The sequence below is a fragment of the Kitasatospora sp. NPDC101108 genome (genome assembly GCF_055584725.1).
Genome location: NZ_JBVJLM010000003.1, coordinates 346,634 through 369,923, shown reverse-complemented (window position 1 = coordinate 369,923; position 23,290 = coordinate 346,634). Strand labels below are relative to the sequence as shown.

22 protein-coding genes and 1 tRNA gene are annotated in these 23,290 nt (G+C 72.0%); 14 read left to right on the top strand and 9 right to left on the bottom strand.

Going from position 1 to position 23,290, the window contains the following annotated elements:
• Positions 1–143: 143 nt before the first annotated feature.
• Complete coding sequence (locus ACZ6Z8_RS09955) at positions 144–2,699, bottom strand: ABC transporter permease (protein WP_465607998.1); 2,556 nt, start codon at positions 2,697–2,699, stop codon at positions 144–146.
• Positions 2,700–2,746: 47 nt separating this feature from the next.
• A complete protein-coding gene (locus ACZ6Z8_RS09950; protein ID WP_465607997.1) occupies positions 2,747–3,559 on the bottom strand; it encodes an ABC transporter ATP-binding protein in 813 nt (270 codons plus the stop codon).
• Between the two features lie 268 nt (positions 3,560–3,827).
• On the opposite strand from ACZ6Z8_RS09950, the gene ACZ6Z8_RS09945 reads away from it, so the two are divergent.
• The 3 genes from ACZ6Z8_RS09945 (at position 3,828) to ACZ6Z8_RS09935 (ending at position 5,371) form a co-directional block, all read left to right on the top strand.
• Positions 3,828–3,909, top strand: a tRNA-Leu gene (locus ACZ6Z8_RS09945).
• Between the two features lie 142 nt (positions 3,910–4,051).
• The gene (locus tag ACZ6Z8_RS09940; RefSeq protein ID WP_465607995.1) at positions 4,052–4,918 is read left to right on the top strand and encodes a Bax inhibitor-1/YccA family protein; all 867 of its coding nucleotides are present in this window, start codon (positions 4,052–4,054) and stop codon (positions 4,916–4,918) included.
• 84 nt (positions 4,919–5,002) lie between these two features.
• Positions 5,003–5,371, top strand: a complete 369-nt coding sequence (locus ACZ6Z8_RS09935) for a hypothetical protein (protein WP_465607993.1) — start codon at positions 5,003–5,005, stop codon at positions 5,369–5,371.
• A 115-nt stretch (positions 5,372–5,486) separates the two neighbouring features.
• On the opposite strand, the gene ACZ6Z8_RS09930 is transcribed toward ACZ6Z8_RS09935, so the two are convergent.
• The 3 genes from ACZ6Z8_RS09930 to ACZ6Z8_RS09920 form a co-directional block, all read right to left on the bottom strand.
• On the bottom strand, positions 5,487–6,416 hold the full coding sequence (locus ACZ6Z8_RS09930; RefSeq protein ID WP_465607992.1) for a hypothetical protein: 930 nt from the start codon (positions 6,414–6,416) through the stop codon (positions 5,487–5,489).
• A 287-nt stretch (positions 6,417–6,703) separates the two neighbouring features.
• Positions 6,704–7,924, bottom strand: coding sequence for an acetyl-CoA C-acetyltransferase (locus tag ACZ6Z8_RS09925; protein ID WP_465607991.1), 1,221 nt, complete (start codon positions 7,922–7,924; stop codon positions 6,704–6,706).
• 64 nt (positions 7,925–7,988) lie between these two features.
• Positions 7,989–9,050, bottom strand: coding sequence for an SGNH/GDSL hydrolase family protein (locus ACZ6Z8_RS09920; protein ID WP_465607989.1), 1,062 nt, complete (start codon positions 9,048–9,050; stop codon positions 7,989–7,991).
• A gap of 215 nt (positions 9,051–9,265) precedes the next feature.
• Between ACZ6Z8_RS09920 and ACZ6Z8_RS09915 the strand changes: the two genes are divergently transcribed.
• From ACZ6Z8_RS09915 to ACZ6Z8_RS09895, 5 genes are all read left to right on the top strand, one after another.
• Positions 9,266–10,666: a cystathionine beta-synthase gene (locus ACZ6Z8_RS09915; RefSeq protein WP_465607987.1), complete on the top strand. Its 1,401-nt coding sequence runs from the start codon at positions 9,266–9,268 to the stop codon at positions 10,664–10,666.
• 519 nt (positions 10,667–11,185) lie between these two features.
• Complete coding sequence (locus ACZ6Z8_RS09910; RefSeq protein ID WP_465607985.1) at positions 11,186–11,518, top strand: hypothetical protein; 333 nt, start codon at positions 11,186–11,188, stop codon at positions 11,516–11,518.
• Positions 11,519–11,707: 189 nt separating this feature from the next.
• Entirely contained in the window at positions 11,708–12,982 is a 1,275-nt protein-coding gene (locus ACZ6Z8_RS09905; RefSeq protein ID WP_465607983.1) for a L,D-transpeptidase, read from the top strand.
• Between the two features lie 74 nt (positions 12,983–13,056).
• The gene (locus ACZ6Z8_RS09900) at positions 13,057–13,608 is read left to right on the top strand and encodes a SigE family RNA polymerase sigma factor (RefSeq protein ID WP_465607981.1); all 552 of its coding nucleotides are present in this window, start codon (positions 13,057–13,059) and stop codon (positions 13,606–13,608) included.
• On the top strand, positions 13,605–14,408 hold the full coding sequence (locus ACZ6Z8_RS09895) for a hypothetical protein (protein WP_465607979.1): 804 nt from the start codon (positions 13,605–13,607) through the stop codon (positions 14,406–14,408). The genes ACZ6Z8_RS09900 and ACZ6Z8_RS09895 overlap by 4 nt, the downstream gene beginning before the upstream one ends.
• A 19-nt stretch (positions 14,409–14,427) precedes the next feature.
• On the opposite strand, the gene msrA is transcribed toward ACZ6Z8_RS09895, so the two are convergent.
• A complete protein-coding gene (gene msrA, locus ACZ6Z8_RS09890) occupies positions 14,428–15,093 on the bottom strand; it encodes a peptide-methionine (S)-S-oxide reductase MsrA (RefSeq protein ID WP_465607977.1) in 666 nt (221 codons plus the stop codon).
• 116 nt (positions 15,094–15,209) lie between these two features.
• Between msrA and ACZ6Z8_RS09885 the strand changes: the two genes are divergently transcribed.
• The gene (locus ACZ6Z8_RS09885; RefSeq protein WP_465607975.1) at positions 15,210–16,364 is read left to right on the top strand and encodes a cystathionine gamma-synthase; all 1,155 of its coding nucleotides are present in this window, start codon (positions 15,210–15,212) and stop codon (positions 16,362–16,364) included.
• Positions 16,365–16,379: 15 nt separating this feature from the next.
• Here the strand turns inward: ACZ6Z8_RS09885 and ACZ6Z8_RS09880 are convergent, their stop codons facing one another.
• Positions 16,380–16,862 carry a MarR family winged helix-turn-helix transcriptional regulator gene (locus ACZ6Z8_RS09880; protein ID WP_465607973.1) on the bottom strand — a complete coding sequence of 161 codons (483 nt, stop codon included), beginning with the start codon at positions 16,860–16,862 and terminating at the stop codon, positions 16,380–16,382.
• A 221-nt stretch (positions 16,863–17,083) separates the two neighbouring features.
• On the opposite strand from ACZ6Z8_RS09880, the gene ilvA reads away from it, so the two are divergent.
• The 3 genes from ilvA to ACZ6Z8_RS09865 all read left to right on the top strand — a co-directional run bounded on the left by ilvA (position 17,084) and on the right by ACZ6Z8_RS09865 (position 20,423).
• Positions 17,084–18,295, top strand: coding sequence for a threonine ammonia-lyase (ilvA, locus tag ACZ6Z8_RS09875; RefSeq protein ID WP_465607971.1), 1,212 nt, complete (start codon positions 17,084–17,086; stop codon positions 18,293–18,295).
• 174 nt (positions 18,296–18,469) lie between these two features.
• On the top strand, positions 18,470–19,558 hold the full coding sequence (locus tag ACZ6Z8_RS09870) for an ATP-binding cassette domain-containing protein (protein WP_465607969.1): 1,089 nt from the start codon (positions 18,470–18,472) through the stop codon (positions 19,556–19,558).
• Between the two features lies 1 nt (position 19,559).
• Complete coding sequence (locus ACZ6Z8_RS09865) at positions 19,560–20,423, top strand: ABC transporter permease (protein ID WP_465607967.1); 864 nt, start codon at positions 19,560–19,562, stop codon at positions 20,421–20,423.
• A 130-nt stretch (positions 20,424–20,553) separates the two neighbouring features.
• Here the strand turns inward: ACZ6Z8_RS09865 and greA are convergent, their stop codons facing one another.
• Both greA and ACZ6Z8_RS09855 read right to left on the bottom strand, forming a co-directional pair.
• Positions 20,554–21,054: a transcription elongation factor GreA gene (gene greA, locus ACZ6Z8_RS09860; protein WP_030286600.1), complete on the bottom strand. Its 501-nt coding sequence runs from the start codon at positions 21,052–21,054 to the stop codon at positions 20,554–20,556.
• A 354-nt stretch (positions 21,055–21,408) separates the two neighbouring features.
• Positions 21,409–21,822 (bottom strand): DUF4307 domain-containing protein, encoded by a 414-nt coding sequence (locus ACZ6Z8_RS09855; RefSeq protein ID WP_465607964.1) that lies wholly within the window; start codon positions 21,820–21,822, stop codon positions 21,409–21,411.
• Positions 21,823–22,064: 242 nt separating this feature from the next.
• Here ACZ6Z8_RS09855 and mca point away from each other — a divergent pair, with 242 nt between their 5' ends.
• Both mca and ACZ6Z8_RS09845 read left to right on the top strand, forming a co-directional pair.
• Positions 22,065–22,970 (top strand): mycothiol conjugate amidase Mca, encoded by a 906-nt coding sequence (mca, locus tag ACZ6Z8_RS09850; protein WP_465607962.1) that lies wholly within the window; start codon positions 22,065–22,067, stop codon positions 22,968–22,970.
• Positions 22,971–23,018: 48 nt separating this feature from the next.
• A complete protein-coding gene (locus tag ACZ6Z8_RS09845) occupies positions 23,019–23,210 on the top strand; it encodes a hypothetical protein (protein ID WP_465607961.1) in 192 nt (63 codons plus the stop codon).
• Positions 23,211–23,290 lie beyond the last annotated feature (80 nt).

Genomic DNA, 23,290 nt, shown 5'->3' with positions numbered 1-23,290 from the left:
CCGTGCGACCGGGCGGAGTACAGCAGTAGAAGAGCCCCTGCCGAAACCCTCCGGCAGGGGCTCTTGCCGTGTCCCGGACGGCCTTCCACGGGACCGCCCCCGGCCGCGCGTGCGACCGGGGGCGGGGGTGGACGGACGGGGCGTCAGTCCGTCTTGATGCTCTCCAGGATGTCCAGCTTGGCCGCCCGGCGGGCCGGCCAGATCGCGGCCACCAGGCCGACCAGTCCGGCCAGGCCCAGGAACACCGCCAGCTGGCCGTACGGCACGACGGTGGTCAGGCCGGCCAGGCTGGACTTCAGCGTCCCGTTGATCGCCCAGGCGATGAAGCAGCCGAGCAGCAGGCCGATCCCGGCGCCGAAGAGCGAGATCACCACCGACTCCAGCCGGACCATCCGTTTGATGCCGCGGCGGTCCAGGCCGATCGCCCGCAGCATCCCGATCTCGCGCTTGCGCTCGAAGACCGACATGGCCAGCGTGTTGATCACGCCGAGGACGGCGATCAGGACCGCCATGCCCAGCAGGCCGTACATCAGGTTCAGCGCGAAGGTGATGGCCTGGCTGAAGTCGTCCCGGACGTCCTGCTTGGACTTGACCTCGATCACCGGGTTGGCGCCGGTGGCGTCCTTGAGCGCCTGCTTGAGCTCCGGGGTGGCGCCGTCCTTGCCCTTGACCAGCACGTCGGCGACGTACGGCTTCGGGTCGTGCTTGGCGATCTCGCTGTTGGCCAGCAGGACCGGGCCGAGCATCCCGCCCTTCTCGTACACGCCGCCGACCGTGAGCGGGCCGGTGGACCCGTCCGGGAAGGTGGCGGTCATCGTCGAGCCGGTGCTGACGTTGAACTTGGTGGCCACGTCCTGGTCGACCAGCAGCTGGCCCTTGCCGAGCGCGTCGGCGGAGCCGCTGGTCAGCTTGATCTCGGCGAGCTGCTCGAAGGCGGCCGCGTCCAGGCCGCTGATCGCCTTCGAGGTGCCGTCGAGCTTCCAGTAGGCGGAGGCCATCGGCGAGGAGGCCGCGACGCCGGGGGCCTTGGCGATCTGGGCGGGCACCTGCCCGGACAGGTTCATGCCGTTGGCGGTCGAGACGATGTAGTCGGCCTTCATCGACTTGGTGACGGCCCGGTCGATGGTGTCGCCGATCGAGGTGCCGAGCACGGTCAGGCCGGTGACCAGGGTCAGCCCGATGGTGAGCGCGGCGGCGGTGGCCGCGGTGCGGCGCGGGTTGCGCACCGCGTTCTGCTGGGCGAGCTTGCCCGGGGTGCCGCCCAGCGCCCGCAGCAGCGGGCCGAGCAGGGCGACGACCGGGCGGGAGAGCAGCGGCAGCAGGACGAACACGCCGATCAGGGCCAGGAAGGCACCCGCGCCGACCGGCAGCCGGCCGGTGTCGTTGCCGGTGGAGGCGCCGTAGCCGATCAGCGCCAGGCCGCCGCCAGCGAGCACCGAGCCGATGGTGTTGCGGACCACCAGGCTCTTCTGACTGGTCGGCTGGTCGCCGCTGCTCATCGCCGCCACCGGGGCGATCCGGGCGGCGCGCACGGCCGGCAGCAGGGCGGACAGGACCGTCACCAGGACGCCGACCACGAGGGTCACCACGACGGTGACCGGCTTGATCACCAGCGAGCCGTTCGGCATGTTCTCGTTCAGCGAGCCGATCAGGGACTGCATCCCGGCGCCGATCCCGACGCCCGCCAGCAGACCGGCCGCCGCGGAGACGGTGCCGATCACCAGCGCCTCGATCAGCACCGAGCGGGTCACCTGCTTGCGGCTGGCGCCGATCGCCCGCAGCAGCGCGAGCTCCTTGGTGCGCTGGGCGACCAGCATGGTGAAGGTGTTGGCGATGATGAAGATGCCGACGAAGAGCGAGATGAAGGCGAAGACCAGCAGCATGGTGCGCATGCTGTCGGTGCCCTGGGTGATCTGCGCCTGCTCGTCCGCCTGCAGCTTGGTGCCGGTCTCGACGTCGAACTGGCGGCCGGTCACCTTGGGCTCGACCTGGGCGAGCAGCTCGTCCTGGGAGGTGCCGGGCTTCGCGGTGAGCACGATGCTGCTGTAGCGGCCCGGCTCCAGCAGCGTCTGCTGGGCGGTCGCCCTGTCGAACAGGGTGAGCGTGCCGCCGGTGTTCACCACCGGGTCGTCGGTGGTGAAGACGCCGGTGAGCTTCGCCTCGATCACCGGTCCGTTGGCGGCCACCCGCACGGTGTCGCCGACCTTGTAGCCCGCCTTGTCCGCGGTCCTGCGGTCGAGGGCGATCTCCTTGGCGTCCTTCGGGCCCTGACCCTCGGCCATCGGGTAGCGCGGGTCCTTGCCGTCCTGGCCCGGCGCGAAGTTGGCGCCCCTGGCGGCCCAGACCTGGCCGATCAGGTTGCCCTTCTTGTCCGCGACCCCGGTGAAGCCGCCGGCCACCCCGCGGGCGCCCGCCGCGCCGGGCAGCGAGGCGAGCTGCTGGACGGTCTCGTCGGTGAGCCTGGCGGAGTCGCCCTCGCTCTTCTCCCTGGCGGAGGCCTTGGAGCCGGCCGAGCGGTCCACGACCTGGACGGCGATGTCCGAGTAGCTCTTGGAGTTGCTGTCCCGCAGGGCCTTGCCGAAGGTGTCGGAGAAGACCATGGTGCCGGCGACGAACGCCGTGCCGAGCATGACGGCCAGCGCCGTCATCAGCAGTCGGCCCTTGTGGGCCAGCACGTTGCGCAGTGCGGTGCGATACATGAGGTGTCCTGGGGAGGTTCGAAGGCGTCGGGCGTGCGGGCCGGGTGTCAGCTGGTGCGGCCCTTGGCGTCGAAGCGGCGCATGCGGTCCAGGACGGTGTCGGCGGTGGGGGCGTGGAGTTCGTCGACGATGCGGCCGTCGGCGAGGAAGACGACGCGGTCGGCGTAGGAGGCGGCGACCGGGTCGTGGGTGACCATGACGACGGTCTGGCCGAGTTCGCGCACGGAGTTGCGCAGGAAGGAGAGGATCTCGGCGCCGGAGCGGGAGTCGAGGTTGCCGGTGGGTTCGTCGGCGAAGATGATGTCGGGCTTTCCGGCGAGGGCGCGGGCGCAGGCGACGCGCTGCTGCTGGCCGCCGGAGAGCTGGGAGGGGCGGTGGCTCAGACGGCCGGAGAGGCCGACGGTGTCGACGACGCGGTCGAGCCAGGCCTGGTCGGCCTTGCGGCCGGCGATGTCCATCGGGAGGGTGATGTTCTCCAGGGCGGTCAGCGTGGGGAGCAGGTTGAAGGCCTGGAAGATGAAACCGATGTGGTCGCGGCGCAGCTGGGTGAGCTGCTTGTCCTTGAGGCCGACGAGTTCGGTGTCGCCGATGGTGGTGGAGCCGGAGGAGACGGTGTCCAGGCCGGCCATGCAGTGCATGAGGGTGGACTTGCCGGAGCCGGAGGGGCCCATGATGGCGGTGAACTCGCCCTGGGGGAAGGTCACGCTGACGTTGTCGAGGGCGACGACCCGGGTCTCCCCCTCCCCGTAGACCTTGTTCAGACCGGTGGCGCGGGCGGCCGCCGGTCCGGTACGGACGGCGGTTGCGGTCGGCGTGGTCACGGGGGAGCTCCTTGTCGGTACGCGGATTCGTACCTCCATGCTCCATTACGTGATCATGGTCCGGCGTCGATCCGCCGGACGGTTGGCCCGACCACCGCTGGGTGTAGGGAGGGTCGGCACCCTCCTCCTGCGGTATGACGGTAACCCTGAGGTCCGGGGTGGTGGCCGGGCGGTGGCCGGAATCGCCGTGCTTCGTGGCCGAATCCCGAACAGTTCGTCAGATGGCAAGGAAACATGACAACTTCCCGGGCCGGGAACATGCGAAAGGGTGATCCGGGCGACTACTCTCAGGGGTGGTTCGCAGGACGCCCGGATGGTGGAACGCAGACACGGGCAGCTTAAAACTGCTTGGCCGCGAGGCCGTGCCGGTTCGAGTCCGGCTCCGGGCACCGCACACGACCCGCGGGGGCGCCACCGGCGTCCCCGCCGGGAGTCGTTCACCGGATCCTCCTCACGGCGTATCCCGCAATTTTTGCCAAGCCATTACCCTGGTGCACGGGCGGTGCAGTGCCGCCACGGAGGGAATGAGCAATGAGAAGCAGCAACCCGGTCTTCTCGCGGGAAGGGTCGTTCACCCGCGAGCCCGGCTATGCGGGGTTCGGAACGAGCGGTCAGGCCGGGGCCCCGTACGGCAACCCCTACGCGGGGACGCAGTACGCCCAGCCCCAGGGGCCGGGCCCGCTGACGGACGAGCAGCTCCACCAGATGTACGGCGGGCCGTCGGCCGGCCCGCTGACCACCGGGCGGATGACGCTCGACGACGTGGTCGCCCGCACCGCCATGACGCTCCTGACCGTGGTCGTGGCCGGCGCGGTGTCCTGGCTGACCCTGCCGTTCGAGAACTACGGCTTCGCGATCGGCGCCTCGCTGGTCGCCGCGATCGTCGGCCTGGTCGTCCAGTTCCGGGAGAAGATCAGTCCCGCGCTGGTCCTGGCCTACGCGGCGTTCCAGGGCTTCGCGCTGGGCGCGACCACCCACGTCCTCAACACCATCTGGTCCGGCATCGCGATCCAGGCGGTCGTGGGCACGGCGGTGGTCTTCGGCGCGACGCTGTACGTCTACAGGAGCGGCCGGCTCCGGGTCAGCTCGAAGTTCCGCCGGATCGGCCTGGCGATCGGCCTGGGCTTCTCGGGGCTGCTGCTGGTCAACTGCATCGCCTGGGCATTCGGCGGCGGCCTCAACACCTGGGGCGGCCCGCTGGGCTTCGGCATCGGCCTGCTCGGCGTCGCCATCGGCGCGTTCTACCTGACGCTGGACTTCAACGAGGTCGAGGAGGCGATCGCCCGGGGTGCCCGGCAGGAGGAGGCGTGGCGCGCCGCCTTCGGGCTCACCTTCTCGCTGGTGTGGATCTACATCGAGATGATGCGTCTCATCGCGAGCCTGCGCGGCGACGACTGACGCCCACTCCCCGCCGTACCACTGCCGCCGGGCCCCGGAGCACACCGCTCCGGGGCCCGGCGGCCTTTGGTTAGGCTCCTGTGCATGCATGACGTACAGCCCCTGGTCGAAGCCGTCGACGAACTGGCGGATCGTTTCCGCTCGCTGCCGCAGAGCAAGCTGCTGGGCGCGGTGCCCGGGCACCCCTCGCGGGCGGCGGCCGTGCTGGCGCTGGCCCGGCGGCTGGCCGCGCTCGCGCTGGCGGCGGAGGGCGGGCCGGAGCGGGAGTTCCCGGACGCCGGGGCCTTCGCGGCGGGGGACCAGCTGGCCGTCGCCGGGCACGACCTGGCGGCCGCGCTGACGGCCCTGCCGGAGGGCGCCGCGGTGGCGCTGCCGGACGGGCCGGTGGCGGTGGGCGAGGTGCTGGCCGGGGCGGTGGCCGCGGTGCGGGGGACGGCCGAACTCTGCGCCTAGGGGCGCGCCCGGCAGGAGCACGCCGGGCGGTCGTCGCCGGACATGCCGAAGGCCGGCCGGGTCGACAACCCCTTGGCCCGGCCGGCCTTCGGTCCCGCTGCTGGTCGAGGTGGCGTCAGATGCTGGCGACCACCCGGTCCGCGAGCACGTAGACGGCCTCGTCGTCGGTGGAGAAGGTCAGCGAGTACGAGCCGGAGAACCGCGAGCCGCCGAGCAGTCGGACGTGCTCACCGGCACGGACCGCGTCGATCAGCCGGTAGGCGGCCTCCCGGTCGCCCGGGGCCACGCACAGCGTGGTGCCGTCGGCGAAGGCGTACACGTCCAGGGTGCCCAGCGGGCCCGGGCGGACGTCGACCAGCGCGACGGCCTCCTCGGCGAGGGCGGCGAGCCGGGTGTCGGTCCACTCGCGGGAGGGCGCCTGGCTCGGTACGAAGTCGGGGTGGGAGGGGTGGCGGCGCGGGTCGGGGGCGGCGACCGGGGCGTCCTCCACGACCGGCTCGGCGTCCAGCAGTCCGGCTTCCAGGCCGGTGGCCAGCAGGTCGGCCTCCCGGCGGGCCCGGGCGTCCTTGGCGGGTTCGCCGACCGGGTGGCCGGGGCGCAGCGGGGCGCCGCCCTCGGCCGGGCCGGTGCCGTCCTCGCCGATCAGGTCCTCCAGCGCGGAGCGCAGCGCCTCGCCGAACTCCGGGTCCATCGTCCCGGCGTTGTCGGCGGCCTCCTGCGGGCCGGTGGGGCGGGGGAAGAACAGCGGCCACTCTTCGGTGCCGGTGAAGGCCCCGGTGAACGGGGAGTCGAACAGTGGCGCGTCCTCGGCCGCGCGGGCCTCCTGCTCGGCCCAGAACGCCCGGGCCTCGGTGATCTCCCGCTCGCGGTCGGCGGCGAGCGCCTCGGCGACGGCCCGGCGTATCGCGGCCTCGTCCACCGGTCCGGGCACGGCGGGAGCCGCGGCCCGCGCGTCCAGCCGGCGGGAGATCCCGCGGAGGCGGAGCAGCACGGCGGTCGACACGGTGATCAGGATCAGCAGCAGGATGGTGTAGACGGCGCTCACGGAACGTACTCCTAGCGAGGAGCGGAACGGGGTTACGTGTCCACACTGCCGTATGGGGGGCTGTTAACGCAGTGGCGAATGTCTAATTCCTCCCGGACTTTCGCCCTTGTCCCCAAATTGTTAGGTAACACCGTTCTACGCAGTGGAGTTGATCCGCTCCGCAGTGTCGATTTCCGAGCCGGAAATGACGGAAAAGAGGGCCGGATCGACCTCTCGGTGTGATCCGGCCCTCAATTACGGTGCGTCACTCCAAATGGGTGGTCCAGACCCTTCGGAGGTGCGGTCGGTCAGCTGAGGCGCTCGATGACCATGGCCATGCCCTGGCCGCCGCCGACGCACATGGTCTCCAGGCCGAACTGCTTGTCGTGCCACTGCAGGGAGTTGATCAGCGTGGTGGTGATCCGGGCGCCGGTCATGCCGAAGGGGTGGCCGACCGCGATGGCGCCGCCGTTGACGTTCAGCTTGTCCAGGTCGATGCCCAGGTCGCGGTAGGAGGGGATCACCTGGGCCGCGAAGGCCTCGTTGATCTCGACCAGGTCGATGTCGTCGATGGTCAGGCCGGCCCGCTTGAGCGCCTGCCTGGAGGCCTCGACCGGGCCGTAGCCCATGATCTCGGGGGACAGGCCGCTGACGCCGGTGGAGACCACCCGGGCGAGCGGGGTGATGCCGAGCTCGCGGGCCTTGGTGTCGGACATGATGACCAGCGCGGCCGCGCCGTCGTTCAGCGGGCAGCAGTTGCCCGCGGTGACGGTGCCGTCCGGGCGGAACACCGGCTTCAGGCCGGAGACGCCCTCCAGGGTCACACCGGCGCGCGGGCCGTCGTCGGTGCTGACCACGGTGCCGTCCGGCAGCGTGACCGGGGTGATCTCGCGCTGCCAGAAGCCGGCCTTGATGGCGGCCTCGGCGAGGTTCTGCGAGCGGACGCCGAACTCGTCCTGCTCGGCGCGGGTGATGCCCTTGAGCGCGGCGAGGTTCTCGGCGGTCTGGCCCATCGCGATGTAGGCGTCCGGCAGCAGGCCGTCCTCGCGCGGGTCGTGCCACTCGCCGCCGCCCTCCTCGGCGCGCTGCTTGGTGCGCGCCTGGGCCTCGTCGAAGAGCGGGTTCATGGTGCCCGGCAGGCCGTCCGAGGTGCCGTTGACGCTGCGCGAGACGGTCTCGACGCCCGCCGAGATGAAGACGTCGCCCTCGCCGGCCTTGATCGCGTGCAGTGCCATGCGGGTCGTCTGCAGCGAGGACGAGCAGTAGCGGGTGATCGTCGCACCGGGCAGGTAGTCCATGCCCATCTGGACGGCCACGATGCGGGCCAGGTTGTGGCCCTGCTCGCCGCCGGGCAGGCCGCAGCCGAGCATCAGGTCGTCGATCTGGCGCGGGTCGAGCTCCGGGACCTTGGCCAGGGCGGCCTGGATGATGTGGGCGGTCAGGTCGTCCGGGCGGACGTCCTTGAGCGAGCCCTTGAAGGCCCGGCCGATCGGCGAACGGGCGGCGCTGACGATGACGGCTTCGGGCATTGCGGGCTCCTCGCTGAGTGACGACGGACCTGGCGGTCCGGGAGGTAAGCTACCGCTTGGTAGCTCAACCGTCACCGGCCTCGCCGTGTGAGCTGGCCGACGTGTTCCCCGGCCTCCCGCCCGGTACCCGCGCCGCCTCCGGGCCGACCCGCAGCCGGTGGCGCAGCTGGGCCCAGCGCCCGCTCGCGCCCTCCGTCTCCACGGCCGCCACCTCGGTACCCGCGCGCCCGGCCGCCGCGGCGGCGGCCAGCTCGACCGGCAGCACCGTCTCGCCGGGTACGGCGGCGCTCGGCCGCTCCTCCTCCGGCCACAGGCCCAGCGCGGCGCACACCGAGGGCAGGACGGCCATCGCGGCGGTGGCGTAGCCCTGGGCGGAGGGGTGGTAGCGGTCGGCGGCGAACATCTCCGGGCGGGCGGCGAACTCCGGGCCGAGCAGTGAGCCCAGCGACACGGTGCGCCCGCCCGCCTCCACCACCGCGATGGTCTGGGCGGCGGCCAGCTGGCGGCTCAGCCGCCGGGCCACCCAGCGCAGCGGCGGGCGCACCGGCTTGATCGTCCCGAGGTCCGGGCAGGTGCCGACCACCACCTCGCAGCCGTTCGCGCGCAGGGCGGCGACGGCCTCGCCGAGCTGGCGGACGGCGAGCTGGGCGGGGCTGTGCCGGGTCACGTCGTTGGCCCCGACCATGATCACGGCGATGTCCGGGTGGTGCCGCAGGGCCCGCTCCAGCTGGCCGGAGAGGTCGGCGGAGCGGCCGCCGGAACGGGCCACGTTGACCATCCGGACCGGGCGCTCGGCCACCGAGGCCAGGCCGGCGGCCAGCAGGGCGCCCGGGGTCTCGCGGGCCCGGGCGACCCCGAGCCCGGCGCCGGTGGAGTCGCCGAGGACGGCCAGCACCAGCGGCGCCTGCGGGGTGTCCCGGTGGTCGGTGAAGGCCTCGCCGTAGACGCCGTCGGCCTTGGGCGGGAGGGTCTCCAGGACGCCGATGGCCTGGATGGCGAGCTTGCTCTCGGTCAGCAGCAGGCCCACCACGCCCACACCGAGCAGGCCGAGCCCGCCGCCGCCGTAGGCCGCAGCGGTGGCGATCCGGCGGGCCACCCGGGCCCGTGAGTCCTGTGCGCCTGGCATCCGGTGCCCCCTTCGCGTTCTCGTGCCGTCCCCTCGGGGCCACGGCAACGCCTTGCACAGCGCTCTTACCCGCACCGGGGGTGGGAGTACCGGCGGCACGTGCGGGGGTGGGCCATTGGGGGCGGTGCGCCGGAGGGGAGCCCCGGGGCGCGTCCACGGCCTAGGCTTTGCAGTACCGAATGCACTCGCATGCCCCATAGACCGGGAGGACCCCCGTGCGGTACCACAACTCGATCATCGACCTGGTCGGCAACACGCCGCTGGTCAAGCTGAACAAGGTCACCGAGGGCATCAGCGCGACCGTGCTGGCGAAGGTCGAGTACTTCAACCCCGGCGGCTCGGTGAAGGACCGCATCGCGATGCGCATGATCGAGGCCGCCGAGGCCTCGGGCGCCCTCAAGCCGGGCGGCACGATCGTGGAGCCGACCTCCGGCAACACCGGTGTCGGCCTGGCGATCGTGGCCCAGCAGAAGGGCTACAAGTGCATCTTCGTCTGTCCCGACAAGGTGTCCACCGACAAGATCAACACCCTGCGCGCCTACGGCGCCGAGGTGGTCGTCTGCCCGACCGCCGTCGCCCCGGAGCACCCGGACTCCTACTACAACGTCTCCGACCGCCTGGTCCGCGAGACCCCGAACGCCTGGAAGCCGGACCAGTACTCCAACCCGGACAACCCGGCCTCGCACTACCACTCCACCGGTCCGGAGCTGTGGGAGCAGACCGAGGGCAGGATCACCCACTTCGTGGCGGGCGTCGGCACCGGCGGCACCATCTCCGGCACCGGCAACTACCTGAAGGAGGTCTCCGGCGGCAAGGTCAAGGTCGTCGGCGCCGACCCGGAGGGCTCGGTCTACTCGGGCGGCACCGGCCGTCCGTACCTGGTCGAGGGCGTCGGTGAGGACTTCTGGCCGACCGCCTACGACCGCAACGTCGCGGACGAGATCGTCGCGGTCTCCGACAAGGACTCGTTCCAGATGACCCGCCGCCTGGCCAAGGAGGAGGGCCTGCTGGTCGGCGGCTCCTGCGGCATGGCCGTGGTGGCCGCGCTGGAGGTGGCCCGCAAGCTCGGGCCGGACGACGTCGTCGTGGTGCTGCTGCCGGACGGCGGCCGCGGCTACCTGTCGAAGATCTTCAACGACGACTGGATGGCCGACTACGGCTTCCTGCCCTCCTCCACCGACGAGGCCCACATCGGCGAGCTGCTGGCCCGCAAGGAGTCCATGGAGCAGGGCGGCGTCCCGCAGTTCGTCCACATGCACCCGAACGAGACGGTCGCCGAGGCGGTCCGGGTGCTGCGCGAGTACGGCGTCTCGCAGATGCCGGTGGTCTCCCCGGGTGCCGGCCACCCGGACATCATGGCCGGCGAGGTGATCGGCTCGGTGGTGGAGAAGCTGCTGCTGGAGGGCATCTTCGCCAAGGAGATCGAGCTGACCGACACCTTGGACAAGGTGATGTCCAAGCCGCTGCCGGTGGTCGGCTCGGGCGAGACCGTCACCAACCTGATGACCGTGCTGGAGAAGGCCGACGCGGCGGTCGTGCTGGTCGAGGGCAAGCCGCAGGGCATCGTCACCCGTCAGGACCTGCTGGGCTTCCTGGCCACCCGCTCCGCGCACTGACGCCCGCTCACGGCGCCGGTTCCCGCTGACGCGGCCTCACCCCGCCCCGCCCGTGGACGGTCCGGAAGGATTCGTCCACGGGCGAAGTGGTACACCGGCGTCATCTGCCCGCAGCACGTGGTTAACAACGCTCCGGCATCGTGGTGGTCAACGGCGAGACGCCGAGCGAGGCGGCAACGGCCGACCGGGAGCGGCTCCCCGGCGGGCGCGGCCGGCTCCGGACACGTCGGACGGCCCTGACCCGGCCGCCGTGTCCGCCCTCCCCGACCGGCATCGGAGGGAGGGGCCCTCCGCGGGAGGCGCCGTCGTCCCGCCCCTGTCCGGCTCCGGCCGGTCGACAGGGTGCGGCGGCTCCCGCGGCGATTCACCGCGCCGCAGGGCGCGGCTCCGCGGTTCCCGGGTGGGGGAGCCGAGGCGGAGAAAACGGTGGGGCCGGTCCTCTTCCGAGGACCGGCCCTTCCCGTGCGTACGGGCTCCGAGTGCGCGCCGGGCGGCCCGCGTTCCCGTACGCTCGCACGCATGACCAGCAACGAAACGACCGACGCCCCGCGCTACGTGAAGCTCAAGATCGAGCTCATCGCGGAGATCACCGACGAGGGCGCCCTCAAGGCGGCGGCCCTGCAGCAGGTCGCCGGGGACGAGTACCTCGACGACGAGGAGCGGGCCCAGTCCGTCGAGGCCATCGAGGTGGACCCGTCGGGTTCGCTCGCCCACTTCATCGACCCCGTCGCGCTGCTCGGCGACGTCCCGGGCGTCGAGCTCGCCTCGGCGACCTGGGAGTCGGCGCAGACCGAGTTCGACCCCGAGAACGAGGAGTGGGACGAGTACACGGTGGAGGAGTCCGCCGAGTAACGGCCGTACGTGCCGTGACCACCCGGGAACGCCCGGTCCGCTCGCCGCGGGCCGGGTGTTTTGTCCATGTTCAGCGGCAAGTTGGGTCATCTCATACGATCGCTTACCCTTCGGTGATGGAACCGTGAGCAGCCGGATTGCGTTTCTGTATCCGTAATTGCCCGGGATGAGTCAGCAGGGAGACGCGACGTGACGGCACGGGACGGTCAGGGGCGGGTGGCCGGAGGCAGCTGGAGCCGACGCGGAGTGCTCGCGGGCCTGATCGGTGCGCCGGTCCTGCTGCTCGCGGCCTGCAACGACAACAGCGGCGGCGGTGGCGGCGGCAACGCCGGTTCCGGCGGTGGCGGCGCCAACGGCGGATCGGGCTCGGGCGGCGGCACCCCGAAGACCTCGGCCGCCGTGATCACCGTCACCCCCGCGGACGGCACCACCGGCGCCAGCTTCAGCGAGCCGGTCAAGGTCACGGTCAGCAACGGCACCCTGAGCGCCGTCAAGGTCACCGACTCCACCGGCAAGGAACTGGCCGGCCAGCTCTCCTCGGACAACACCAGCTGGACCTCGGCGGCGGCCCCCGCCAGCGGTACCAAGTACTCCGTCACCGCCAGCGGCGTCGACAAGGACAAGCTGGAGGCGGACGCCAACGCCACCTTCACCACGGCGACCCCGGCCAACACCTTCGTGGGGTACTTCACCCCCGAGGACGGCTCGGTGGTCGGCGTCGGCATGCCGGTCTCGATCAACTTCAGCAAGCCGATCACCGACAAGAAGGCCGTCCAGTCGGCGATCTCGGTGATAGCCGAGCCGGGCGTCGAGATCGTCGGCCACTGGTTCTCCAGCACCCGCCTCGACTTCCGGCCCCAGGAGTACTGGGCCAAGGGCACCAAGGTCACCCTGAAGCTGCGGCTCAAGGACGTCGAGGGCGCGAAGGGCGTCTACGGCACCCAGTCCAAGGACGTGAGCTTCACCATCGGCCGCGCCCAGACCAGCGTCGCCGACCTCGGCACCAAGAAGCTCACCGTCACCACGGACGGCCAGGTCAGCGCCGTCTACAAGATCTCCGGCGGCGCCCCCGAACACACCACCTGGGGCGGCAAGATGGTCATCTCCGAGCAGTTCACCCAGACCCGGATGAACTCGCAGACCGTCAACCTGGGCAGCGAGTACGACATCGCGGACGTGCCGCACGCCCAGCGCCTGACCACCTCCGGCACCTTCATCCACGGCAACTACTGGTCCTCGCCGTCGATCTTCGGCGGGCAGAACACCAGCCACGGCTGCGTCGGTCTGCAGGACGCCAAGGGCGCCTCGGACAGCAGCACGGACGGCTACAAGTTCTACAAGTCCTCGATGGTCGGCGACGTGGTCGAGGTCGTGAACTCCGGCGACAAGACCGTCGCCCCGGACAACGGCCTGAACGGCTGGAACCTGAGCTGGGCCGAGTGGAAGGCCGGCAGCGCCGTCTGACCCGCGGCCGGACATCCGGCAAAAACCTCCCGGGCGGACCGAACCTCGCGGTCCGCCCGAGGAGTCAGATGGGTGTGAAACGCGAGCAGAGACAGCGACAGGACGCCGAGTTCAGCGCTTTCGTCGCCGGTAGCGGTCGCCAACTGCTGCGGCTGGCCGAGCTGTTGACCGGCGATCCGGAGCGGGCCAAGGACATCGTGCAGTCGGCGCTGGAACGCGCCTACCTGCACTGGCACCGGATCACCGGCGACGACCCCACCGCGTACGTCCGCCGGATCGTGGTGAACCAGCACCGCGACTGGTGGCGCCGGCTGCGCAACCACGAACTGCCCACCGACCGCACCCCCGAGCGGCCGCTGGCCGAGGACCTGGCCGAACGGCAGGCCGAACGGGCGGTGCTGCACCGGGCGCTGGCCGCCCTCACCCGCCGGGAGCGGACGGTCGTGGTGCTGCGGTACTACGGGGACCTCACCGAGGCCGCCGTCGCGGCCGAACTGGGAATCGCCCGGGGCACCGTGAAGAGCACGCTCAACCGGGCGATGTCGAAGCTGCGCGCACACCCCGAACTCGCCGACCGCACGGGCGGTCCGGCGGGTGCCACGACGCACATCGAGGTGACGGTATGAGCTTCGAGGACCGACTCGCAGAGCTGTTCAGGAACGAGGACCCGTACGCGGCCGGGCCGGAGCCGGCGGCGGTCATCGCCGGCGCCCGGCGGCGGCGCGCCCGGCGGAGAACGGGGGCCGGGGCGGCCGCCCTGGCCGTGGCGCTGATCTGCGGGGCGGCGGCGGTGACGGCGGGCGGCGGCCGACCGGCGGGGGGCGCCACGGCCGGCAACGCCACGGCCCGGCTGGAGGCGGCGTCGGCGCCCTCGACGGGGGCGGACGCGACGCCGGCCCCGACCGGGTCGCCGGGCCCGACGCGGACCGCGCTGCCGCTCTCGCCGGTGCGGCAGGTGGCCCCCGGGGAGAAGATCCTGATCACCGACGACGTCCGGATCTGGTTCACCGCGAACCAGCGCTGCGACGAGTCCCGCGAGCCCGACGGCAGCTGGCACACCTCCTTCGGCTGCCGGGACGTGCGCAGCGGCAATCTGGAGCACGACCGCCCCAGCGTCTACGCTCAGACCAGCGGCAACCGGGACCACTCCGTCGTGGCCAGTTTCTACCTGGGCCCGACCCCGTCCCGGATCGTCGCGTTCTTCGACGGGAAGCCGACCGTCGCCACCATCGTCACCACCCCCGGGATGAAGGGCTGGACCGGCTACTACGTGGTCCTGCCGCCGATGCCGACGGGCGACCCGGCCGCGCACCGGCGGCCGGCCGGCCCCGCGATCGGGGTGTACGACGCCGCGGGCAAGCTGCTGGCGGAGGACCCCGGCACCGCCTCCGACGGCTCCGACGAGCGGGCGCCGCAGCGGCTCTGACCGGTCCCGGCGGTGGGGCTCAGCCCTGGGTGCGGGCCACGCCGATCGGGCAGGAGGCGCCGGTGCCGCCGAGACCGCAGTACCCGTTGGGGTTCTTGGCGTCCGACAGGTACTGCTGGTGGTACGGCTCGGCCGGGTAGAACGGTCCGGCCGGGGCGATCTCGGTGGTGATCGGGCCGTAACCGAGCGCGGTCAGCGAGGGCTGGAAGGCGTCCCGGGTGGCGGTCGCGGCGGCGGCCTGGCCGGGGGAGTGGGTGTAGATCGCCGAGCGGTACTGGGTGCCCACGTCATTGCCCTGACGGTTGCCCTGGGTCGGGTCGTGGGCCTCCCAGAAGGTCTTCAGCAGCCGCTCGTAGGAGACCACCGCCGGGTCGAACACCACCCGGACCGCCTCGGTGTGCCCGGTCAACCCGCTGCACACCTCCTCGTACGTGGGGTTGGGCGTGTGCCCGCCCTGGTAGCCGACCAGCGTCGTCCAGACGCCGGGCAGCCGCCAGAACGTGCGCTCGGCGCCCCAGAAGCAGCCCAGCCCGAAGTCGGCCACCTCCAACCCCTCCGGGTACGGGCCGGTGAGCGGGTGGCCGAGCACCGTGTGCGGCTCGGTCAGGGTGAAACCCGGGGTCTGGCGCCCGGGCAGCGCCTGGTCGGCGGGGACGAGCGAGGTCTTGTGGCGGTTGAACAGCACGGCCTGCTCCAGCGGGGTAGGAAGGGTTGCCCAGGATTCAACGCACCGGACCGCCCGCGGATTCCGTCCGCCCGTTCCGGCGAGCGCGCGGCCCTGCGGCCGTTAGGCTCGGAGCCATGACCGAGCACCAGCTTCCCCACGGCTTCGAGACCCTCGCCATCCACGCGGGTCAGGAAGCAGACCCCCAGACCGGGGCCGTCGTCACGCCCATCTACCAGGTGTCCACCTACAAGCAGGACGGGGTGGGCGGCCTGCGGGGCGGCTACGAGTACAGCCGCAGCGCCAACCCGACCCGCACCGCGCTGGAGGAGTGCCTCGCCGCCCTGGAGGGCGGCTCCCGCGGCCTCGCCTTCGCCTCCGGCCTGGCCGCCGAGGACACCCTGCTGCGCACCATCCTCAAGCCGGGCGACCACATCGTGATCCCCAACGACGCCTACGGCGGCACCTTCCGGCTGTTCGCCAAGGTGCTGACCCGCTGGGGCGTCGAGTTCTCCGTCGCCAACACCCAGGAGCTGGACGACGTCCGGGCCGCGCTGCGCCCCAACACCCGCGCGGTGTGGGTGGAGACCCCCTCCAACCCGCTGCTGGGCATCACCGACCTGGCCGGGCTCGCCGAGGTCGCGCACGGCGCCGGCGCGCTGCTGGTGGTCGACAACACCTTCGCCAGCCCGTACCTGCAGCAGCCGATCTCGCTCGGTGCGGACGCGGTCGTGCACTCCACCACCAAGTACATGGGCGGCCACTCGGACGTGGTCGGCGGTGCGCTGGTGCTGGCCGACGCGGGCCTCGGCGAGGAGGTCGCGTACCACCAGAACGCGATGGGCGCCGTCTCCGGGCCGTTCGACGCCTGGCTGGTGCTGCGCGGCATCAAGACCCTGGGCGTCCGGATGGACCGGCACAGCTCCAACGCGGAGAAGGTCGCCGAGCTGCTGAGCAGCCACCCCAAGGTCAGCCAGGTGCTCTACCCGGGCCTGCCCGAGCACCCCGGCCACGACATCGCCGCCAAGCAGATGAAGGCCTTCGGCGGCATGGTCTCGTTCCGGGTCGCCGGCGGCGAGGAGGCGGCCGTCGAGGTCTGCAACCGCGCGCAGCTGTTCACCCTGGGCGAGTCGCTGGGCGGCGTGGAGTCGCTGATCGAGCACCCCGGCCGGATGACCCACGCCTCGGCGGCCGGTTCGCCGCTGGAGGTGCCGGCCGACCTGGTGCGCGTCTCGGTGGGCATCGAGTCCGTCGACGACCTGCTGGCCGACCTCAAGCAGGCGCTCGGCTAAGGGCGTCGGCGGTTGTCACTGCCCCTGCTGGTCCGCCGTGTACGACTCCATCGCGAGGTTGAAGCGGGCCAGCAGGGCGCAGAACGCCTGCTGCTCCTCGGGTGGCCAGCCGGCCATCAGGCGGCGGGTCAACTCGGCCCGTCCGTCCCGGACTTCGGCCAGTCGGCCGGCGCCGCAGGAGGTCAGTGCGAGCCGTACCGCGCGGCGGTCGGCCGGGTCCTGCACCCGGCCGACCAGCCCGGCCGCGACCAGCGGGGCGACCTGGCGGGTCACCGTCGAGGAGTCCACGCCGAGCGCCTCGGCCAGCGCCTTGACGTTCGCCGGCCCGTGCCGCTCCAGGCGGTCGAGCAGCAGGTAGGCGGCCCGGTCCAGCGTGCCGACGCCGCCGCCGGAGGTCCGGACCTGTTCCATCCGGCGGGCGAACACCGCCAGCTGGTACTGGAGTTGGGTGTGCACGGGCTCGGTTCGGTCGGTGGCCTGGGGCGAGGTCGTCGTCATCGCGGCTCACGATCGTCATGCGGTGAGAGAAGCTCAGAACCAGCAGCGTACGCGGGCGGAGCGGGCCCGGGAACAGGCCCGACGCCCCGGATCGAGGGGTGGGCACCTCCCTGCCGGAGGCCGGGGCCACCCCGGCGCCGCGCGCCGATCCGGCCTGCGGCGCATCCCGGTGCCGCGCGCTGATCCGGCCCGCCCCGCACGGGGCGCCCTAGGCTGGGATCATGCACAACTGGCCGATCACCCTCGACGACGTCCGCGGCGCCCAGAAGATGCTCGCCGGGGTCGCCCGGGTCACCCCGATGGAGGGAAGTCGGCACCTGTCCGGGCTGGTCGGCGCGCCGGTCCACCTGAAGTGCGAGAACCTCCAGCGCACCGGCTCCTTCAAGCTGCGCGGGGCGTACGTGCGGATCGCGGGACTCTCGCCGGTGCAGCGGGCCGGCGGAGTGGTGGCGGCGAGCGCCGGGAACCACGCCCAGGGGGTGGCGCTGGCGGCCTCGCTGCTGGGGGTGCGCTCGACCGTGTTCATGCCGGTCGCGGCGCCGCTGCCCAAGGTCGCGGCCACCCGTGAGTACGGCGCCGAGGTGCGGCTGCACGGCGCCACCGTGGACGAGGCCCTGCAGGCCGCGCAGCGGTACTCGGAGGCGACCGGCGCGGTGTTCATCCACCCCTTCGACCACTGGGACGTGGTCACCGGGCAGGCGACCGTCGGCCTGGAGATCCTGGAGCAGTGCCCCGAGGTGCGCACCGTCCTGGTCGGGGTGGGCGGCGGCGGGCTGCTGGCCGGGATCGCGGCGGCGGTCAAGCCGCTGCGGCCGGACGTCCGGGTGGTCGGGGTGCAGGCGGCGGCCGCGGCCGCGTACCCGCCCTCGCTGGCGGCCGGGCGGCCGGTGACGCTGGAGCACTTCGCCACCATGGCCGACGGGATCATGGTCGGGCGCCCCGGGGACATCCCCTTCGAGGTGGTCAACACCCTGGCGGACGGCATCCGGACGGTCTCCGAGGACGCCCTGTCGCGGGCCCTGCTGCTCGGCCTGGAGCGGCTGAAGCTGGTGGTCGAGCCGGCCGGGGCGGCGCCGATCGCGGCGCTGCTGGAGCGGCCAGACTCCTTCGAGGGCCCGGTGGTGGCGGTGCTGTCCGGTGGCAACATCGACCCGCAGCTGATGCAGCGGGTGCTGCGGCACGGGCTGGCCGCGGCCGGGCGCTACCTGTCGCTGCGAGTGCGGCTGGCGGACAAGCCGGGCTCGCTGGCGGACCTGCTGGGGGTGCTGACCAGGGTGGACGCCAACGTGCTGGACGTCGCGCACGTCCGGACCGACCCGCGGCTGGGGCTGACCGAGGTCGAGGTGGACCTGCACCTGGAGACCAAGGGGCCGGAGCACTGCGCGCTGGTGGTGGGCGAGTTGCGGGACGCGGGGTACGTGGTCGCGGGCTGAGCTCCGCTTCGGAATCCCGTCCCCGAATTCCCTTGACGCGATGTATCGCGAGTTGTCACACTCGCGATACATCGCGTTCTGTTTCGGTCATCGGGAACCGAGTCGCCCGCGCGCCCGAACGGGGAGCAAAGTGGGACAGATCGCTCATATTCGTCCGAGGAGATGAGGCAGGCCATGGCGCCAGCCATCCAAGCCGAGAACCTGGTCAAGACCTTCGGCGACGTACGGGCCCTGGACGGCGTCAGCCTCGACGTCCCCGAGGGCACGGTGCTCGGGCTGCTCGGCCCGAACGGGGCCGGCAAGACCACCACCGTGCGCGTCCTCACCACCCTGCTCCGCCCCGACTCCGGCCGCGCGGTGGTGGCCGGGGTCGACGTCCTCGAACACCCGGACCGGGTCCGCAGTCTGATCGGGCTGTCCGGCCAGTACGCGGCCGTCGACGAGTACCTGACCGGCTTCGAGAACCTCACCATGGTCGGCGAGCTGTACCAGATGCGCACCCGCGACGCGAAGGCCCGGGCGCTGGAGCTGCTGGAGTGGTTCAACCTCACCGAGGCCAAGGACCGCACCGCCAAGACGTACTCCGGCGGCATGCGCCGCCGCCTCGACCTCGCCGCCGCGCTGGTCGTCCGGCCACCGGTGATGTTCCTGGACGAGCCGACCACCGGGCTCGACCCGCGCAACCGGCTCGCGCTCTGGGAGGTCATCGAGACCCTGGTCGAGCAGGGCACGACACTGCTGCTGACCACCCAGTACCTGGAGGAGGCCGACCGGCTCGCCCACGACATCGCGGTGGTCGACCACGGCCGGGTGATCGCCCGTGGCACGGCCGACCAGCTGAAGGCACAGATCGGCGGCGAGCGGATCGAGGTCGTGGTGCACGACCCGGGCCTGGTCACGGACGCGGTCGCGGCGCTGTCCGGGTACGCGCTCGGCGAGCCGACGGTCGAGAGGAACACCCGGAAGATCACCGTGCCGGTCAGCGGCGGTGCCCGGCTGCTCGCCGACGCGATCCGCGAACTGGACGGCCGGGGCATAGAGATCGACGACATCGGCCTGCGCCGTCCGACGCTGGACGACGTTTTCCTCACTCTCACCGGCCATGTCGCCGAGGCGGTCGAGGAGGACGGCGGCGCCGGCGCCAAGGGGCGCGGCCGGGCCGGCCGGGGGCGCGGGAACGGCGGCGGCACGGGCGGCGCCGGTGGCGACGGCGGTCAGGGACCGGACCAGCAGCAGGCCGTCACGGCCGGAACGGAGCGCTGAGATGAGCACCAGCACGGCCACCGAGCACGCCATCGGCGGGGCGGTGCCGACGCCCCGCCGGGGCCTGTCCGCGACCCTGCACGACTCCTGGGTGGTCGCCAAACGCAATCTGCGCAGGATGTCCAGGATTCCCGAGATCGTGGTGTTCGGGCTCATGCAGCCGGTCATGTTCGTGCTGCTGTTCTCGTACGTCATGGGCGGAGCGATCAAGATCCCCGGGGCGAACTCCAGCTCCGACACGTACATCCAGTTCCTGATGGCCGGCATCTTCGCCCAGACCGTCACCTTCGCGACCGCCGGCGCCTCGGCCGGCATCGCGGAGGACATGACCAAGGGCCTGGTGGACCGCTTCCGCTCGCTGCCGATGGCCCGCTCGGCGGTGCTGGTCGGCCGCACCCTCGCGGACCTGTGCCAGACCGCGTTCACCGTGGTCGTGCTGGCGCTGGTCGCGCTGGCGGTCGGCTGGCGGATCCACGACGGGGTGCTCAACGCGCTCGGCGCCTTCGGCCTGCTGCTCCTGCTCGGCTACGCCTTCTCCTGGATCGGCGCGCTGATCGGACTGTCGGTGCGCAGTCCCGAGGCGGCGACCTCGGCCGGGCTGATCTGGCTGTTCCCGCTGACCTTCGTGTCCAACGCCTTCGTGCCGGTCAGCTCGATGCCGGACTGGCTGCGGGGCATCGCGTACTGGAACCCGTTCAGCGCGACGGTCCAGGCCTGCCGGGACCTCTTCGGCAATCAGGTCGGGCCGGTGGACAGCGCCTGGCCGATGCAGCACGCGGCGCTGGTGTCGGTGCTGTGGTCGCTGGCGATCACGGCGGTGTTCTCCTGGCTGTCGGTGCGCAAGTACCGCTCGGCCGTGGGATGAGCGCTCTGCTGGGGTGAGCGCCCTGCTGGGGTGAAGCCGGGGTGAAACGTCACTGCGGGAAACGCCCGAGGGCGGCCGCGGAGTCCTTCCGGAGCTCCGCGGCCGCCCTCGGCGGTGTCCGGGGGGCGGGTCAGCCGGCGTGCGGCACGACCTTGACGATCTTCACCATGGCCGGCTTGCCGTTCGGCAGCTCGTAGGTGGCCTCGTCGCCGATCTTCTTGCCGTCGATCGCGCGGCCCAGCGGCGACTGCGGGGAGTAGACGTCCAGGTCGTCGGCGCCCGCCACCTCGCGCGAGGCGAGCAGGAACTCCATGAGGTCGTCCTCGTCGCCGTCGAAGGCGACCGTGACGACCATGCCCGGGGCCACCACGCCGGAGTCGGCCGGGGCCTCACCGACCTTGGCGCGCTCCAGCAGCTGGGTCAGCTGGCGGATGCGCAGCTCGTACTTGCCCTGCTCCTCCTTCGCCGCGTGGTAGCCGGCGTTCTCCTTGAGGTCGCCCTCCTCGCGCGCCGCCTCGATCTTCTGGGCGATCTCGATGCGCCAGGGCCCGGTCAGGTGATCCAGCTCGGCCTTGAGCTGGTCGTAGCCGGCCTGAGTGAGCCAGGTCACGTTCTCACTGGTCTGGGTCACGGGTGCTCCTCGTAGGTGCTGGGGCTGTGCTGAGGGTGTGAGTCGTCAGCAGGGTCGTCGGTGATAACGGTCGTAACTACAAAGCAACGCCCGCTCCCGTACCATCCGGTGCGGAAGGGGCGAAACCACGAGCCTAACAAGTCCTGCCGACAAGCGGGAGAGCCGTTGTCGTGGCATTGACGGTGGCGTTGCGCCACGGTGTACGGGAACCGGGTGCGGGACTTCCTACGGATGCCCGTTCTGCCGGGCGAGTATGCGTCCCCGGACTGTGCCGGGCCCGCTTCCGGTCCGTGTTCCGCCCGCTTTCCGTCCCCGTTCCGGGCGTGTCCCGGGCGTGTCCCGCCCGCTCGCCGGCTACTTCGCGGCGGTGCAGCCCAGCAGTTCGGCGGTGGTGCCGCGGGCGGTGGTGCGCAGGGTGACGGTGGCGTCGTAGCTCGACCCGGCCGCCGGGACCGGGAAGTCGGCCACCCCGACCACCGCGTGGTCGTCGCTCTGCGAACGGACCGTGCAGCTGCCGGCGGTACCGTCGCTCTTGCTCACGGACAGGTGCAGCTGCACCTCGGAGTCGGAGAGCACCTGGAAGGTCGGCACCGAGCCGTTGATCTTCGACTCGCGCAGCAGGTACGAGCCGCCGAGCCAGGCGACCAGACCCAGCCCGAGCACGCCGCAGACCGCGCCGACCACCTTCAGGCGGCGGTCCGACTCGCCGTCGCCGCGCCGGCCGTAGCGTCCCTCGGGCAACTGCGTGGCGGTGCTCTGTGCCGTCATCGGACTCCGTCCTCTCCTGGGGAGGAGCCGCGCGGGCGGTGCAGGGGAATGCGACGGTCCTCCAGTCCGTCACTATAGGAGGGGCACGCCCGCGGCCGGTCCGGCGGGGGCGGGGCTCGGCCTCGCCGGAGACCGGCGACGCAGGCCGGCCTTGCGGCGACGCGGTCCCGAAGTGAGCGGTTCGTACGGTGGGCAGACCCGACTTCGCGGAACGCCCGATGATGTGGAAGGAACGCAAGGCGTTGACTGAGCAGTTGCGACTGATGGCGGTGCACGCCCACCCGGACGACGAGTCCAGCAAGGGCGCGGCCACCATGGCCATGTACGTCGAGCAGGGTGTGGACGTGCTCGTGGCCACCTGCACGGGGGGCGAGCGCGGGTCGGTTCTCAACCCCAAGCTGCAGGGGGACCCGTACGTCGAGGAGAACATCCACGAGGTGCGCCGCAAGGAGATGGACGAGGCGCGGGCCATCCTCGGCGTCAAGCAGGCCTGGCTGGGCTTCGTCGACTCCGGACTGCCGGAGGGCGACCCGCTGCCCCCGCTGCCCGAGGGCTGCTTCGCCCTGGAGGACGTCAAGGAGGCGGCCGAGCCGCTGGTCCGGCTCATCCGCGAGTTCAAGCCGCAGGTCATCACGACCTACGACGAGAACGGCGGCTACCCGCACCCGGACCACATCATGACCCACAAGATCACCATGCTGGCCTTCGACGCCGCGGGCGACCCGGACGCCTACCCCGAGGCCGGCGAGCCCTGGCAGCCGCTCAAGCTCTACTACAACCACGGCTTCCCGATGGGCCGCATCCGGGCCCTGCACGAGTACCTCACCGAGCACGGTCACGAGTCGCCCTACGGCGAGTGGATCGCCGGCTGGGAGAAGAGCGGCCGCAAGGAGCGCGAGATCACCACCCGGGTCCGCTGCGACGACTGGTTCGAGACCCGCGACCGCGCGCTGATCGCCCACGCCACCCAGATCGACCCGGACGGCCCGTGGTTCCGCGTCCCGCTGGAGGTCCAGCGCGAGGTGTGGCCCACCGAGGACTACGAGCTCGCCCGTACCCTGATTGACGTGGACCTCCCGGAGGACGACCTGTTCGCCGGGCTGCGCACCCCCACCCTGGTGGCCGAGGCCGCCGACACACGCGACTGACCCACCCCCGACGGCCCGGCTCGGCGTGAGCCGGGCCACCATAGAGATATGAGTGCCCCCGTGAACCTCATCCACCTCGCCGCTGACCTCGCCGTCGACGACGCCAAGGTCACCCCCGGTCTCCTCGGCTTCGTCGTCTTCGCCGCCCTCGGCGTGGCGACGTGGTTCCTGGCCAAGTCGATGAACCGGCAGTTCAAGAAGGTCAACTTCACGGAGGAGCCGGAAGCCCCGAAGGAGTGACCCGCCCCGTCCGGTCCCCGCCCCGCCCGCGGGGGACCGGACGGCGGGGGACGCGGTGAGGATGCGGGGCGGCCTGTGGT